The sequence below is a fragment of the Ruegeria sp. HU-ET01832 genome, from assembly GCF_040371315.1.
GTDB classification, from domain to species: Bacteria; Pseudomonadota; Alphaproteobacteria; order Rhodobacterales; family Rhodobacteraceae; genus Ruegeria; species Ruegeria lacuscaerulensis_A.
In genome coordinates, this window is the sequence record NZ_BAABWL010000008.1 from 74,686 (window position 1) to 89,520 (window position 14,835).

The 14,835-nt window shown below is 58.9% G+C and carries 16 protein-coding genes; all 16 read right to left on the reverse strand.

Translation table 11 applies throughout. The features are described from left to right. Nucleotide 1: 1 nt before the first annotated feature. The gene (locus tag ABWV79_RS20340; RefSeq protein WP_170356662.1) at nucleotides 2-1,234 is read right to left on the reverse strand and encodes an amino acid ABC transporter permease; all 1,233 of its coding nucleotides are present in this window, start codon (nucleotides 1,232-1,234) and stop codon (nucleotides 2-4) included. Between the two features lie 126 nt (nucleotides 1,235-1,360). Next, nucleotides 1,361-2,377 (reverse strand): amino acid ABC transporter substrate-binding protein, encoded by a 1,017-nt coding sequence (locus ABWV79_RS20345; protein ID WP_170356663.1) that lies wholly within the window; start codon nucleotides 2,375-2,377, stop codon nucleotides 1,361-1,363. Nucleotides 2,378-2,584: 207 nt separating this feature from the next. Continuing rightward, nucleotides 2,585-3,292 carry an ATP12 family chaperone protein gene (locus ABWV79_RS20350; RefSeq protein ID WP_353394386.1) on the reverse strand — a complete coding sequence of 236 codons (708 nt, stop codon included), beginning with the start codon at nucleotides 3,290-3,292 and terminating at the stop codon, nucleotides 2,585-2,587. 4 nt (nucleotides 3,293-3,296) lie between these two features. Continuing rightward, entirely contained in the window at nucleotides 3,297-3,968 is a 672-nt protein-coding gene (locus ABWV79_RS20355) for an HAD-IA family hydrolase (RefSeq protein WP_353394388.1), read from the reverse strand. Further along, nucleotides 3,965-5,008, reverse strand: coding sequence for an RluA family pseudouridine synthase (locus ABWV79_RS20360; protein ID WP_170755586.1), 1,044 nt, complete (start codon nucleotides 5,006-5,008; stop codon nucleotides 3,965-3,967). The genes ABWV79_RS20355 and ABWV79_RS20360 overlap by 4 nt, the downstream gene beginning before the upstream one ends. Nucleotides 5,009-5,112: 104 nt before the next feature. Continuing rightward, nucleotides 5,113-5,919, reverse strand: a complete 807-nt coding sequence (locus tag ABWV79_RS20365; RefSeq protein WP_353394390.1) for a crotonase/enoyl-CoA hydratase family protein — start codon at nucleotides 5,917-5,919, stop codon at nucleotides 5,113-5,115. Nucleotides 5,920-5,993: 74 nt separating this feature from the next. After that, nucleotides 5,994-7,304 carry a replication-associated recombination protein A gene (locus ABWV79_RS20370; protein WP_353394392.1) on the reverse strand — a complete coding sequence of 437 codons (1,311 nt, stop codon included), beginning with the start codon at nucleotides 7,302-7,304 and terminating at the stop codon, nucleotides 5,994-5,996. Further along, nucleotides 7,301-8,689, reverse strand: coding sequence for a trypsin-like peptidase domain-containing protein (locus tag ABWV79_RS20375; RefSeq protein WP_353394394.1), 1,389 nt, complete (start codon nucleotides 8,687-8,689; stop codon nucleotides 7,301-7,303). Before ABWV79_RS20375 ends, ABWV79_RS20370 begins: the two co-directional genes overlap by 4 nt. A gap of 60 nt (nucleotides 8,690-8,749) precedes the next feature. Continuing rightward, nucleotides 8,750-9,373 carry a YitT family protein gene (locus ABWV79_RS20380; protein ID WP_353394396.1) on the reverse strand — a complete coding sequence of 208 codons (624 nt, stop codon included), beginning with the start codon at nucleotides 9,371-9,373 and terminating at the stop codon, nucleotides 8,750-8,752. Between the two features lie 112 nt (nucleotides 9,374-9,485). After that, nucleotides 9,486-9,908, reverse strand: a complete 423-nt coding sequence (gene rplQ, locus ABWV79_RS20385) for a 50S ribosomal protein L17 (protein ID WP_170356670.1) — start codon at nucleotides 9,906-9,908, stop codon at nucleotides 9,486-9,488. Between the two features lie 118 nt (nucleotides 9,909-10,026). After that, the gene (locus tag ABWV79_RS20390; protein ID WP_170356671.1) at nucleotides 10,027-11,043 is read right to left on the reverse strand and encodes a DNA-directed RNA polymerase subunit alpha; all 1,017 of its coding nucleotides are present in this window, start codon (nucleotides 11,041-11,043) and stop codon (nucleotides 10,027-10,029) included. A 114-nt stretch (nucleotides 11,044-11,157) separates the two neighbouring features. Further along, nucleotides 11,158-11,547 carry a 30S ribosomal protein S11 gene (gene rpsK, locus ABWV79_RS20395; protein ID WP_008757289.1) on the reverse strand — a complete coding sequence of 130 codons (390 nt, stop codon included), beginning with the start codon at nucleotides 11,545-11,547 and terminating at the stop codon, nucleotides 11,158-11,160. A 15-nt stretch (nucleotides 11,548-11,562) separates the two neighbouring features. Continuing rightward, nucleotides 11,563-11,931: a 30S ribosomal protein S13 gene (rpsM, locus tag ABWV79_RS20400; protein ID WP_170332212.1), complete on the reverse strand. Its 369-nt coding sequence runs from the start codon at nucleotides 11,929-11,931 to the stop codon at nucleotides 11,563-11,565. A 211-nt stretch (nucleotides 11,932-12,142) separates the two neighbouring features. Further along, nucleotides 12,143-12,790 carry an adenylate kinase gene (locus tag ABWV79_RS20405; RefSeq protein WP_170755581.1) on the reverse strand — a complete coding sequence of 216 codons (648 nt, stop codon included), beginning with the start codon at nucleotides 12,788-12,790 and terminating at the stop codon, nucleotides 12,143-12,145. Next, nucleotides 12,787-14,151 (reverse strand): preprotein translocase subunit SecY, encoded by a 1,365-nt coding sequence (gene secY, locus ABWV79_RS20410; RefSeq protein ID WP_170356673.1) that lies wholly within the window; start codon nucleotides 14,149-14,151, stop codon nucleotides 12,787-12,789. Before secY ends, ABWV79_RS20405 begins: the two co-directional genes overlap by 4 nt. A 109-nt stretch (nucleotides 14,152-14,260) precedes the next feature. After that, nucleotides 14,261-14,734, reverse strand: a complete 474-nt coding sequence (rplO, locus tag ABWV79_RS20415; RefSeq protein WP_170356674.1) for a 50S ribosomal protein L15 — start codon at nucleotides 14,732-14,734, stop codon at nucleotides 14,261-14,263. Nucleotides 14,735-14,835 lie beyond the last annotated feature (101 nt).

Here is a 14,835-nt window from a genome sequence, read left to right on the forward strand (position 1 = left end):
CTCAGCGCTCCTTCAACTTGACGGATGCGTTGTAGATATTCATCACCATCGAGATCATCAGAGAGGCTGTCAGATAGAACAGCATCAGCAGCAAGACGCATTCAATCGCACGACCCGTTTGGTTCAACGTGATACCGCCCAGCGTCGCAGTGATGTCCGCGTAACCCACCGCAATCGCCAGAGACGAGTTTTTGGTGATGTTGAGATACTGCGAAATCAGCGGCGGGATGATGACCCGCAAAGCCTGAGGCAAGATGACCAGATTCATGATCCGACCCTGACGCAGACCCAATGCGGCGGCTGCCTCTGTCTGACCTTTCGATATCGCTTGGATACCCGCCCGGACGTTTTCCGCGATGAAGGCACCGGTGTAGATCGACAATGCGAACCAAAGCGCAATGAGCGGACCACCGACCTTAATTCCACCGCTGAAGTTAAAGCCTTTCAGCGCCGGGACATCCCAAGTCAATCCCATCAAAACCATCAACAGAGCAAACGGTACCAGCCAAACTGCCAGCTTGACGACCAGAGTTTTGGGCCGTTCGCCGGTTTGCTCTTGCTTCAAAGTGGCACGTTTCTCGATTTCACGAGATCCGAACCAGGATCCGATCAGAACCACGACAACCAGCAGCCAATTCAAGACCGTCGCGCCAAACAAGCCGTTTGTAAATTCTGGGCGGGGAATATAGACGCCACGGTTGGTGAAGGCGAACAAATCAAACAGCATGCTTGAAGTCGGGTTGTCGCCTCGGAAAGCCCGCGGCCCCGGCAAAACTGCCGTCATGATGGTGAAAATGATGATGATCCAGATGAGAACCGGAATATTCCGGAAAATCTCAACATACACAGCCATCAGCTTGGAAACGAGCCAGTTGTTCGACAAACGCAGCACACCTGCGATTACGCCAAACACTGTGGCCGTAATACATGCCAAAAACGCAACCAAAAGGGTGTTCAGAATACCGACAACAGCCGCTCTTCCGTGCGAAGACTGGCTGTCATACTCGATCAGTCGCTGGTTGATGTCATACCCGGCAGGGTCGCCCAGGAATGTGTAGGAGATATTGAGCCCCGCGGCCCGAAGGTTCTGGATCAGGTTATTACCCAGATACCAAATACAAAGCGCAATGACGATTGCCGCAATCACCTGGAAAGTAAGTGAGCGATAGCGGGTATCGTTTATGAGCATAGACAACCGAAAGTCAGCTTTCGGTGGGTCAGTCATAGTCGACATATTATGGGATCCCCGTGCTTTTCGGACGCTTCCTTCCCGGCAGGGTTTTCCCCGCTCCCGAGCAGTCCGTAGCATTCTGTTTTGGAAAAAGGGCGCAGGTTAACCCCGCGCCCTTTTCAATGGATTTTAGCGGAACGGCGGCGAGTACAGCAGGCCGCCATCGGTCCACTGTGCGTTCAGACCGCGTGCCAGACCGATTGGAGTTTCTTCGCCGATGTTCTGCGCGAAGACTTCGCCATAGTTGCCGCCCGATTTGATCGCTTTCATAGCCCAGTCAGCATCCAGACCCAGCATCTCGCCCAGAGTACCTTCGGTACCCAGCAGACGGTTCACTTCCGGGTTGTTGGTGCCAGCGGCCATCTCGTCGATGTTGGCTGAGGTCACGCCCAGCTCTTCAGCCGAGATCAGCGCGTTCAGAGTCCAGCGGACAACGTCGCCCCACTCGTGATCGCCGTGACGGACCAGCGGGCCCAGCGGCTCTTTCGAGATGATTTCGGGCAGCAGGACGTGCGCCGACGGATCTTCGAATGTGGCGCGGGTTGCGGCCAGACCAGATGCGTCGGTGGTGTAAACGTCACATGCGCCAGCCAGATACTGCTGCTGCGCTTCAGCGTTGGTTTCGATCGGAACCGGCTCGTAGCTGATGTTGTTCGAGCGGAAGAAGTCCGCCAGGTTCAGCTCGGTGGTGGTGCCGGTCTGGATGCAGACGGTTGCGCCGTCCAGTTCCTTGGCCGAGCTGACGCCCAGCGCCTTGGGAACCATGAAGCCCTGACCGTCGTAGTAGTTTACGCCTACGAATTCGAACTTCAGGTCCACGTCGCGGCTGAACGTCCACGTGGTGTTACGGGCCAGCATGTCGATCTCACCCGAGGCCAGCGCAGTAAAGCGGGTTTTACCAGTTGTCGGAACAAACTCGACGGCGCTTGCATCGCCCAGAACGGCTGCTGCGACAGCACGGCAGACCGCAACGTCAAAGCCTTTCCATTCACCATTTGCATCGGGTGCAGCAAAGCCAACCAGACCGGTGGTCACACCGCAGTTCAGCTTACCGCGCGCTTTGACATCATCGACAGTCCCCGCTGTCGCTGCGCCTGCAGCCAGGCCGGCAACTGTCGCCACGCCCAAAATTACGGATTTTTTCATTTTTACCTCTTCCTGATTTTCCGCCCCTGTCCAGAGACGGTTCTGTCCGGCACCTTTGGCACCGGAAAGGTTTCCCCAAAGGTGTCTCCCCTTTAGTGGGCTTGAGTTTGGTCGCATTCATAAACAAACGTCAAGGGTCGGATCAGCGAAAACGATGGATCACCTTGCAGATGTCCGCGTCTTTGGCGGAATTTCAGGCGTCAGGGCTCAAACCGAGAGATCAAAGAACCGTTTGGCGTGTAGGAACGCGGCGCGTTTGACTTCGGACGCAGCATGCGCTTCGTCGTCATGGCCCCATTGTTCAATTTGCCAAAGTTCGTCCAGCCGCGAAATTTCCCAGATGTCTTCCACCGCGCGCCAATTGGCCGAAACGGCGAACCCAAGGATCAGCGACCCGGACAGGCTGACCAGATCGTGGAAGGCTGCAAGCTGGAAGTCATTGAAATCATGGACACGCTGCCTCAAGCTCTGCAGGGTCGACGTGTCCTGAGGTCTGTGCAACACACCAGCAACGGGGACCAAACGCGCAGCGAGTGTCTCTGCCGCCCAATCCAGCGCCGGGTCCCATTGCTCGGCTTGCCGCTGCTGCAACTCTTGCGGGTGCGTCGCACGGTAACATAACAAGTCCGAATCGCCGTAATCAGCCAACATGTCTGCAACTTCGGCGTGCTGATAGTGCACCTTGTCGATGGCCGCATTGGCAGAGCGGGTGAAGGGCATGGTGGTCGGGTCGACTTCTTTTTCCTGCGCGTCCCACTCGGCGGCAATTTCCTGCGCCATGGTCTGCGTAGGCACGATCAAACCCGCCTTGGCGGGCGTTTTCACCCGGCGGCCATCCAGCTCGACGGTAAAGCCGCCTTCAGCCTCGACCACTGCGCTTTGGGTCCAGAATCGTTTGGGTTTCCAGTCGCTCATCGTCTCAGGTCCAGATTTGTTCCAGCGCATTGGGCAACTGGTCAAAGGTTTCAATGATGGTTGTCGCGGCCTCTAGCGCGGGGCGCGCGTGATAACCCCAGGTGACGCCAACGCTGGGCACGCCCGCAGCGGTGGCCATGTCCATGTCAAACCGGGTGTCGCCGATCATTACGGTATCGATTGCCTCAACCCCAGTCTCGGCCCGCGCGGTGTCAATCATCGACGGGTGCGGTTTCGAGGGGTGATGATCCGCCACCTGCCGCGTGACAAAATAACCCTGCAGCCCGTGCCCTTCGATCAACGCATCCAATCCGCGCTGAGACTTCCCGGTGGCCACGCCCAGCAGAACTTCGGGGATGGCGTGCAACGCCTCAATCACCTCGCGGGCACCGGGATAGAGCGGCGATCCCGCCATACCCTGTTCCAGCCGATGTGCGTGGTACGCCTGTTTATACCCCTCGACCAGCCGCACCTGATCCGCATCCGAATGCTGCGGCGCAAGCTGCGCCATCGCCTTGGGCAGCGACAGGCCAACAATGGACAGGATCGCCGAGCGATCCGGCACCGGCAAGGACAGCGCGTCGAAACTGGCCGTCATCGCGGCAACGATGCTGCCCTGACTGTCAACCAGAGTGCCATCCACGTCGAACAGCACCAGACGCAGCGGTGTGCTCATTGCAGTTCCTCGAACGGGTCGTCAGCGGCCAGGTCCTCGGTCCAGCCGAAGGTATCCCAGCTGTGTTTCATGTGATCCGGCAAGGGGGCTTTCACGGTAATCGTCTTGCGCGTCACCGGATGTTCGAACGAGGCCTGCCGCGCGTGTAGGTGCAGCTTTTTGCTGATGATCCCGCCCAGCTGCGCGCCCCAGCCATCGCCGAGGTTTTCCTGACCCGAGCCGCCATATTTGCCGTCCCCGATGATCGGATGACCAATCGCCGCCATATGCGCCCGTAGTTGATGGGTACGGCCGGTGATCGGCTCCATCGCGACCCAGGCAGCGCGCCCGGCCACACGGTAGAGCGTGGCATAATGCGTATGCGCCCGTTTCGCGCCGGGGGTGTCATTCACCTCGTTCAGATGGACGGGGATCATTTTCTCACCCTCGCCGTGCTTGCCGTGACCAGCAGCCTTGACCAGTCCAGTCTTGATCTCACCCAGATAAGGGGTCGGCACACCGGCGACCAAAGCCCAGTAAATCTTGCGCGTATCGCGATGCCGGAAGGCCGCCGTCAGCCCCTTGGCCGCCTCGCGCGTGCGGGCCAGCAGCAGCACCCCGGAGGTGTCCTTGTCCAACCGATGCACAAGACGCGGGTTCTCGTCATAGCCAAAGCGCAGCGCCTCGGACAGGCTGTCCACATGGCGCGTCTGGCCGCTGCCGCCCTGCACCGGCAGGCCATGCGGTTTGTTAAGCGCCAGCACGTGATCGTCGCGGTAGATGACACAGGACTGGATCATTTTGGCATCCGCATCCGAAATGCGTCGCTTGACCTCGGCCGGTTTGTGATCGGCATCGGGCAGCGGCGGCACCCGCACGACCTGTCCGACCTCAAGCCGGGTCGCAGCTTTCACCCGCCCGCCGTCCACGCGGAGCTCACCCTTGCGGCACATCTTTTCGATGCGGCCCTGGCTGACATGTGGAAACAGGCGGCGCAGCCACCGATCGACCCGCTGGTCGCCATCGCCTTCTGCCACGGTGATCATCTGTACGCCGCTCATGCCGATATCCCTTTCGCGCGCCGGATCCGCGCGGGTTGTGTGCCATTCAGTGCCATTGAAAACATGCGCGTCTGTGGCGTGACTTACCGGCAGAGTCAACCCGGTCAGATATTGGTAAAGTCACCCCCGCGCCCGGCCCCATCCCGGAACCTGCCCGCCCCGGTGGTGCCTTCGCGGCGGATCGCTTCCAGCCCGTTGGCCCATTCGACCTTAAGCGCTTCGCGCACCGGCATCCCCCGCGTTTCGATGATCGAGCGGCGATCGGCTCGCACCGCCTCTTGCGGAAAGCGGGCGATTTCATGCGCTATGGCCTCGGCTGCGGCACGGGCCTGTCCATGGGGCACGATCTTTTCGGCCAATCCGATATTGTAGCACTCCTGCGCCTCAACCTTGCGACCGGTCAGAGCGATTTCCAAAGCTTTGCCCTGCCCGACTAGGCGCGGCAACCGGACTGAACCCCCATCCATGAGCGTGATCCCCCAGCGGCGGCAATAGACACCCAGGTATGCGGTTTCCGCCATCACGCGGATATCGCACCACAGCGCCAGCTCCATCCCGCCAGCCACAGCCGCGCCCTCAACCGCGCCAATCACGGGTTTGGACAACTCCAGCCTTGATGGCCCCAATGGCCCGACCATCGAGGGCGCCGAGCCGATGGGAAAGGACAGACGGTCAAAATATGCCTCACGCAATTCCGGGTCAGAGAGCGTAGCTGCCAGTTTCAGATCCCATCCAGCGCAGAAATTTCCGCCCTTGCCCCAAAACACAGCCACCTTGGCCGGGCTGCCTTCAAATTCCAGAAACGCATCGACCAGCGCCTCGGCATGGATAGTGTCCACGGCATTCCGGGCCTCGGGGCGGTCGTGGATGATAGTCCAGACGTCATCGGTTTTGTCTATGGATACGGTCATGAGCTTCCTCCCTGAACTCTCATGACCCAAGCCAAGCGCGATTTTACCGCCCTGTCGCCCTTGACGCAGCGGCACTAACGATTGCGTTGGGCCCGTAGCTTGGCGAAATACTCCAGACGTTTCTTCAACTCTCGCTCGAACCCGCGCTCGACCGGCTGGTACAGGTCCGGGCGGTCCATGCCATCGGGAAAATAGTTCTGGCCCGAAAATCCATCCTCGGCGTCGTGATCATAGGCATAGCCCGCACCATAGCCCTGATCTTTCATCAACGAAGTAGGTGCGTTCAGGATATGTTTGGGTGGAGGTTCGCTACCCGATTTTCGCGCCAGTTCGCGAGCAGCCTTGTAGCCCGCATAGGCCCCGTTCGATTTGGGTGCCAAGGCCAAATAGACCACCGCCTGCGCCAGCGCCAATTCGCCTTCGGGACTGCCAATCCGTTCATAGACTTCCCACGCATGAAGCGCCAAAGCCTGTGCCTGCGGATCGGCCAGGCTGATATCCTCGACCGCCATGATGGTCAGACGCCGCGCGATATAGCGAGGGTCTTCACCCCCTTCCAGCATTCGGGCAAACCAATACAACGCCGCATCCGGGTCTGAGCCACGCACCGATTTGTGCAGAGCCGAGATCAGGTTGTAGTGCTCGTCCCCCGACTTGTCGTATTTCGTCGCGCGCCGCATCAGGCGGGTTGCCAGCACCTCGCGATCCAGCGGAGTATCGACTTTCCACGCCGCAATCTGTTCGATCAGGTTCAACAACGCCCGCCCGTCGCCATCAGCCATCTCGTGCAACGCCTCACGTGCAGAGCCGGTCAAAGGTAGAGCCTTGCCCAGCTCCTTTTCAGCGCGCTGGGTCAGACGTTCCAGGTCGGCCAAATCAAGGCGTTCCAGCACCAACACTTGCGCGCGGCTCAACACAGCGGCGTTCAACTCGAACGAGGGGTTCTCGGTTGTCGCCCCCACCAGTAGGATCGTGCCGTCCTCCATATGGGGCAGGAAGCCATCCTGCTGGGCCTTGTTGAAACGATGAATCTCATCCACGAACAGCAGCGTGCCCCGCCCGTTCTGATGCCGGATTTTCGCGGCCTCGAACACCTTTCGCAGATCGGGAACGCCCGTAAAAATAGCACTGATCTGAACGAAATGCAGATCGGTTTCCTGCGCCAAAAGCCGCGCGATGGTGGTCTTGCCCACCCCCGGCGGCCCCCAGAACACCAGACTGGACAAGCTGCCCGAGGCCAGCATCACCCCCAAAGGCGCATCAGGGCCCAACACATGTTCCTGCCCGATCACCTCGGCCAGTGTCTGCGGGCGCAGCCGGTCGGCAAGAGGGCGATGCGCGGGCGGCGCAGACCGGTCGCCCCCGGTGTTGAACAGATCGCTCATAGCCGGAACCGCAGCGAGACCGATCGCCCACCGCGCAGCAATTCAAACTGAACCCGGCGGCCCGGATCGGTCAGCGCGCGGGTAACGTCATTGGGATGCGCAATCGCGTTGCCGTTGATGCTGTTAAGAACATCCCCAACGCGCAACCCCGAGCGCCCGCCATACCGCCCAGCATCCAACACAACCACGCCGGTTTCCGTCAACCGCAGGCCCATCTTGGCGATCACCGCCGGGTTGATACGCGAGATCACCAGCCCCGGCATCACCGTCCGATCATCCAGCGTGGTTTCATCCGCCGAGGGCGTATCAGGGGCCGGGATCAGGGCAACCTCGACCTCATCCTGCGTCCCACCACGCAACAAGGTCAAAACCGACGTGCCACCGACGCCGGCAACAGACATGCGGAAATTCATCTCGGCGGGGGAATTGACTTCATCCCCGTCCACATGCGTCACCACATCGCCTACACGCAACCCGCCCTCAGCCAAGGGGCTGAGCGGGTGGAGGTTGGAAATCACCACGCCCTGTGGGATCGCCATACCCAGAGATTCCGCGATATCTGCGCTCATGTGTTGACCCGAGATCCCAGCCCAAGGGCTGACGAACTGGTCATTACCTGCCTGCGCCTGCCGCAGGAATTCGGCCACCAGATTGGCCGGGATCGCAAAGCCGACGCCGTTCGATCCGCCCGAACGCGTCAGGATCGAGGTATTGATCCCGATCAGATCGCCATTCACATCAATCAGCGCCCCACCTGAATTGCCCGGATTGATCGCCGCATCGGTCTGAATGAAATAACCCCGCGCGTTACCGGTGGCCGTGCCCGTCCGCGCCAGACCCGAGATGATGCCCGAAGACACCGTCTGCCCCACACCAAACGGGTTGCCGATGGCGAGCGCAAGCTCACCCACCTCAACCTGATCGGAATCGCGCAGCGGCAAGTAAGGCAGCCGCTCAGCGTCCTCCAACCGCAAAATGGCGATGTCGCTTTCCTTATCGCCCAGCACCACCTGCGCCGAGAACTCGCGCCGGTCGGTGGTGACAACACGGATTTCTGTCGCCGTGCCGACCACGTGGTAATTTGACACCACATAGCCGTCGTCAGACAGGATCACCCCCGATCCCAGCGAGTTCTGTACCCGCTGTCGCGGCTCATTGAACCCGCCGCCAAAAAAATCCTGAAAGAACGGGTCCGAGAAAAACGGGTTCGCCCGCCCCTGCCGCACGATCTTGGCATAGATATTGACCACCGCGGGCGCGGCCTCTTTGACTACAGGCGCAAAGCCTAAGCTGATCTCGGCCTGCGATTGCGGCACCTTGGTTTCAGCATGGGCGGGGGTTTGCAACAGGGCAAAAGGCAGACAAAGCAAAAGCGCGCGGAGCATGTGACCCTCATGGATGTTTACGGATTGATATGTCCGCAACACCGACCGTTTGCAAGATCGCTATGAGTTTGCAGACCGACCATAACCGGGACGCCCGGTGCCGCTTTGGGCCACGTCGAAGTTCCATACGATTGCCATATTGGTGATCACAGCCCCAAGGAAGGAATACAGCAGTTGCGACGGGCTAAGCACAAAGGCCGAGGCCAAAAATACCATGACATCGACCGAAAGTTGGAACCACCCAGCCTTCAGGCCGGTCTTATGTTCCAGAATGATCCCCAGAATAGTCATCCCGCCCGCCGAGGCATTGTGGCGGAAGATAGCAATCAATCCCATGCCGCTACACGCACCCCCAAGAACAGCGGCGACCAGCGGGTCAAGCCGTTCGAAGATGACTATCTTTCCCAACAGTTGTGAAAGCGTCGAAATCCCGATCACCACGACAATCGTCCGAATAGCAAAAACTGGGCCGCGTTTTACCCAAGCCAGTATCAGAAACGGGATACCGATTAAGAAGAACAAAGGGCCAAATCCAATCGGCAAGACATAGGAAAGCAAAAGCGCAAGACCCGCAGTTTGCCCTGTCACCAAACCAGCCGCTTTAAGAAAAACGACGCTAAGGCTTGTCATGACGATACCAAAGGCAAGGCCCTGAACATCAAATACGGACATGCGAACGGACACGAAAAGCTCCGGTTTTAGCGCAGGAAGCAAACCTGCTAGGTTTATCGCACAATTAAAAAGAAAAACCCCCGCGTCTGGGACGCAGGGGCCAAAGTCAGAAAGCGAAGCTTTCTTATTCTTCGTCTGCGGCCTCTTCGGCGGCAACGCGAGCCTTGTCGGCTGCGCCTTTGGCGTCGACGTCGCGATCCACGAATTCGATGATCGCCATCGGAGCCATGTCACCATAGCGGAAACCGGCTTTCAGGATGCGGACATAACCGCCCGGACGCTCGGCGTAGCGGGGGCCCAGAACTTCGAACAGCTTGGCGACGTCTTTGTCTTCTTTCAGCTGAGCTGCGGCCTGACGACGGGCGTGCAGGTCGCCGCGCTTGCCCAGAGTGACCAGCTTTTCGATGATCGGGCGCAGTTCTTTTGCCTTGGGCAGAGTTGTTTTGATTTGCTCATGCTCGATGAGCGAGCCAGCCATGTTTGCAAACAGAGCCTTACGGTGCTCATGAGTACGGTTCAGGCGGCGGTAACCACGTGCGTGACGCATTGTTCAATTCCTATCTTGCGTTTTTGCTTTGTCTGGCCGGCGATGCGTGTCACCGGCTCTCCTTGGGGCATCATCGCCCATACAGTCCCCGGCAGCCCGGGCATTGGGGAAGACGCGCTTAGAACGCGTCTTCGAATTTCTTCGCCAGATCTTCGATATTGTCGGGCGGCCAGTCCTCGACATCCATGCCGAGGTGCAGACCCATGCCGGACAGCACTTCTTTGATCTCGTTCAGCGATTTGCGGCCGAAGTTCGGGGTGCGCAGCATCTCGGCTTCGGTCTTCTGGATCAGGTCGCCGATATAAACGATGTTGTCGTTCTTCAGGCAGTTTGCCGAACGGACCGACAGTTCCAGCTCGTCCACTTTCTTCAGCAGCAGCGGGTTGAACTCCAGACCATCGTCCTCGTCCTGGCGGCCAGCCGATTCCGGCTCGTCGAAGTTGACGAAAATCGACAGTTGATCCTGCAGGATACGAGCCGCATAGGCCAGCGCGTCCTCGGGTGTGATCGAACCGTCGGTTTCGATCTTCAGGGTCAGCTTGTCATAGTCCAGAACCTGACCTTCACGGGTCGGTTGAACGTCATAGGCAACCTTCTTGACCGGCGAATAGATCGCGTCGATCGGGATCAGGCCGATGGGTGCATCTTCGGGCTTATTCTTCTCAGCCGAGACGTAACCCTTACCGGTGTTGACAGTCAGTTCCATGAACAGGTCGGCGCCATCATCTAGGTGGCAGATGACGTGATCGCGGTTCAGAACCTCGATACCGGCGCTTTCGCTGATGTCACCTGCGGTGACAACGGCTGGGCCTTTGGCATTGATCGACAGGCGCTTGGGGCCTTCGACTTCCATGCGCAGCGACACGCCTTTAAGGTTCAGGATGATGTCGGTGACGTCTTCGCGGACACCTGCGACCGACGAAAACTCATGCAGAACGTTGTCGATCTGGACGCTGGTGATGGCCGCACCTTGCAGCGAGCTCATCAGAACGCGGCGCAGCGCGTTACCCAGAGTCAAACCAAAGCCACGCTCCAGCGGCTCAGCAATCAGCGTTGCCTGACGCGCAGGATCGTTTCCCGGCTTGGCGTCCAGCTGGGTTGGCTTGATCAATTCTGCCCAATTCTTGTGGATCATGTAATCCCTCCATTCCTGTCCGCGCCCCATGACCAACAAGGTGCAGACGCCCGAGGTTCAAAATGACGTGCTGGGGCCGTGCAAAAACACAGCCCCAGCTCAATTCAAAATCGCTTAGACGCGGCGACGTTTCGGCGGGCGGCAGCCGTTGTGAGCGATCGGCGTCACGTCGCGGATCGACGTGATGTTGAAGCCCACAGCAGCCAGCGCCCGCAGAGCCGATTCACGACCCGAACCGGGGCCCTGAACTTCGACTTCCAGCGTCTTGACGCCATGTTCCTGCGCCTTTTTGCCTGCATCTTCTGCAGCCATCTGAGCGGCGTAGGGTGTCGATTTCCGCGACCCTTTGAAGCCCATGGTACCGGCAGACGACCACGAGATGGCGTTGCCTTGTACGTCCGAGATCAGGATCTTGGTGTTGTTGAAGGTCGAATTCACATGGGCAACGCCCGATGCGATGTTCTTACGCTCTTTGCGCTTAACGCGAGTCTTATCACGTGCCATCAGTCAGACCCTCCCTTATTTCTTCTTACCAGCAATGGCCTTTGCCGGGCCTTTGCGAGTACGAGCGTTGGTGTGGGTACGCTGACCGCGAACCGGCAGGTTGCGGCGGTGACGCAGACCGCGATAGCAGCCCAGGTCCATCAGGCGCTTGACGTTCATCTGAACTTCGCGGCGCAGGTCGCCTTCGACGGTGAAGTTTTCGTCGATATATTCGCGAATTTTCAGAACTTCGGCGTCGGACAGTTCGTTGACGCGACGGGTCGCTTCAATGCCAACGGCTTCGCAGATCGCTTTGGCCGAGGTGTTGCCGATTCCGGTGATATATGTGAGGGCGATAGGTACCCGCTTTGCAGTCGGGATGTTTACGCCGGCAATACGTGCCACGTGTCACTTTCCTTTTCGTTGCGGTTCCGTAACTCCAGAACCTTTTTTCACAACGCTTTACCGTGGCAGTGTCGCCAGAGGGTTCAGCATTATTCGAGGTGGTCGGGGCGGTTGGGACGAATCCCGCACGCGGTCTTGATTCCCCTTGGGGATGGGGGTCGATATGGGCTTTTGGCGGTGCCGTCAAGCCCATATTCAAATGCGGGTCAGGTCAGGCGTCCAATGCGGCTGCAATCGCGCCCTGAACCTCGTCAATCTCGCCCAGACCATCGACCCAGGACAGGTTGCCCTTGGCGTGGTAATAGCCGATCAGCATCGAGGTCTTTTTGTAGTACTCCATCAGGCGGGTCTTGAGGCTTTCCTCATTGTCGTCCGCGCGGCGCTTGAAGTCACCTTCCTTGCCGCAGTTCGAGCATTTGCCATCCGCCGGGATCGGTTTGGTGATGTCGTTATAGACTTCACCGCAACCGCCGCAGGTTGACCGAGCCGTGATACGCGCGACCAGCGCGTCGTCATTCACTTCCATCGCGATGACTGCGTCCAACGTCTCGCCGGTGCTGTCCAGCAGCTCACCCAGCGCATCGGCTTGGGCCAGAGTGCGCGGGAAACCGTCAAAGATGAACCCGCCTTCAGCGCCTTGCTCCAACTTTTCGCGGATCAGGCCGATCACGATCTCATCGGTCACAAGCTGGCCCTTAGCCATCACCTCGGCCACGCGGTTGCCCATTTCGGTGCCGCTGTCCTTGGCCTCGCGCAACATGTCGCCAGTGCTCAGCTGGACCATGCCGCGGGTTTCAACCAGGTGACGCGCTTGCGTTCCTTTACCTGCCCCCGGGGGGCCGAGAAGAATGATGTTCATCGACGAGCGGGTCCCTTCCTGCCGCGTTTCTTACCTTTGCCACGCAGTTGGGACTTTTCAATAAGCCCTTCGTATTGATGCGCCAGCAGGTGGCTCTGGACCTGTTGGATCGTGTCCATAGTCACAGAGACGATAATCAGAACCGAGGTACCGCCGAAATAGAACGGGATGGCAAACTGGCCCCGAAGAATTTCAGGCAACAGACAGACCGCCGCCAGATAGGCCGAACCCAGAACCAGCACGCGGTTGACCACGTATTCCAGATACTCGGCGGTTTTCTTGCCTGGTCGAATACCCGGCACAAAACCGTTCTGCTTTTTCAGATTGTCCGCCACATCGTCCGGTTTGAACGACACGTTGAACGTGTAGAAATATGCAAAGAACACAATCATCGAGGCGAAGAACAGCAGGTACAGCGGCTGACCGGGGCCAAAGTTGGCCAGCAGCCACGACATCACCGGCCCGTTGGTTGCGCCCGAAGAGAAGGTCGAAATCGTCACCGGCAGCAGCAGCAGCGAGCTGGCAAAGATCGCCGGGATCACGCCCGCAGGGTTCACTTTGACCGGCAGGTGGCTCGAGCCGCCCTCATAGATCTTCATACCGGCCTGACGGCGCGGGTATTGGATATGGATCTTGCGCAAAGCGCGTTCCATGAAGACCACAAAGGTAATCACGGCAATCACCATCACGATCACACCGATGATCACAGCAGGGCTGATCGCGCCCGAGCGGCCCGAAGCAAAGAACTGTGCCAGAGCAGCCGGAACTTCGGCGATGATGCCCACGAAAATGATCAGAGAGATACCGTTGCCGATGCCGCGTGCGGTGATCTGCTCACCCAGCCACATCAGGAACATGGTGCCACCAACCAAAGTGATCATGGTCGACAGGCGGAAGAACAGGCCCGGATCGGTCGCCAGATCGCCCGATTCCAGCGACACCGCCAGACCATAAGCCTGAACGGTGGCCAGCGCCACGGTGCCGAAACGGGTATATTGGTTGATTTTCTTGCGGCCCTGCTCGCCCTCTTTCTTGAGCTGTTCGAGCGCGGGAACCATAGATGTCAGCAGCTGCACGATGATCGAGGCTGAAATGTAGGGCATGATGCCAAGGGCAAAAATCCCCATCCGCCCCAGCGCCCCGCCAGTAAACATCGAAACCATACCGCCGATGCCCTGCCCCGCTTGCTCCATGAACTCGCGCAGTGCTTGGCCGTCGATGCCTGGGACCGGAATGAAGGTGCCCAGACGGTAGACGATCAGCAATGCAAGCGTGAACAGGATGCGGTTGCGCAGATCGGTGGCTTTCCCAAGGGCAGACCAGCTTGTGTTGGCTGCCATTTGTTCTGCTGCTGATACCATAAATCGGTCTCTCTTATGAAAACACCGCCCGGAACCGTTTTCCGGCTCGGGCGGCGTCTTGGAAAACTCTGAGGTCTATGTAAGCGGGTCTTTGCCCGCTCACAAGCGCTTACTCTGCCGCAGCGGCTTTTGTGACCGTCAGTGAGCCGCCCGCTTTCTCGACTGCCGCAACGGCAGATTTCGAAGCACCGGTTACTTCCAGGTTCACTTTGGCGCTGATTTCGCCTTTGGCCAGTACGCGGATGCCGTCCAGCTTGCGACGAACCAGACCGGATGCGACCAACGCATCCTCGGTGATCGCAGCCGATGCGTCCAGCTTGCCGGCGTCAACGAATTTCTGGATCAGGCCCAGGTTGATAACGGCGAATTCCTTACGGTTCGGCTTGTTGAAGCCACGCTTGGGCAGACGCTGATACAAAGGCATCTGGCCGCCTTCGTAGCCGTTGATGGCCACACCCGAGCGGGATTTCTGGCCTTTGATACCACGGCCACCCATTTTACCTTTGCCGGAACCCGGACCACGGCCAACGCGGGTCCGTTTCGGTGCGGCGCCGGGATTGTCGCGCAATTCATTCAGTTTCATTTCGCTTCTCCTTAGCCGGATGTGACCCCCGAAGCGTGATGGGCCAAACGCGGCGTTTCTTGGTTTTGATTCTCATGGCCACAAGGCCACCGCAGCCCGAT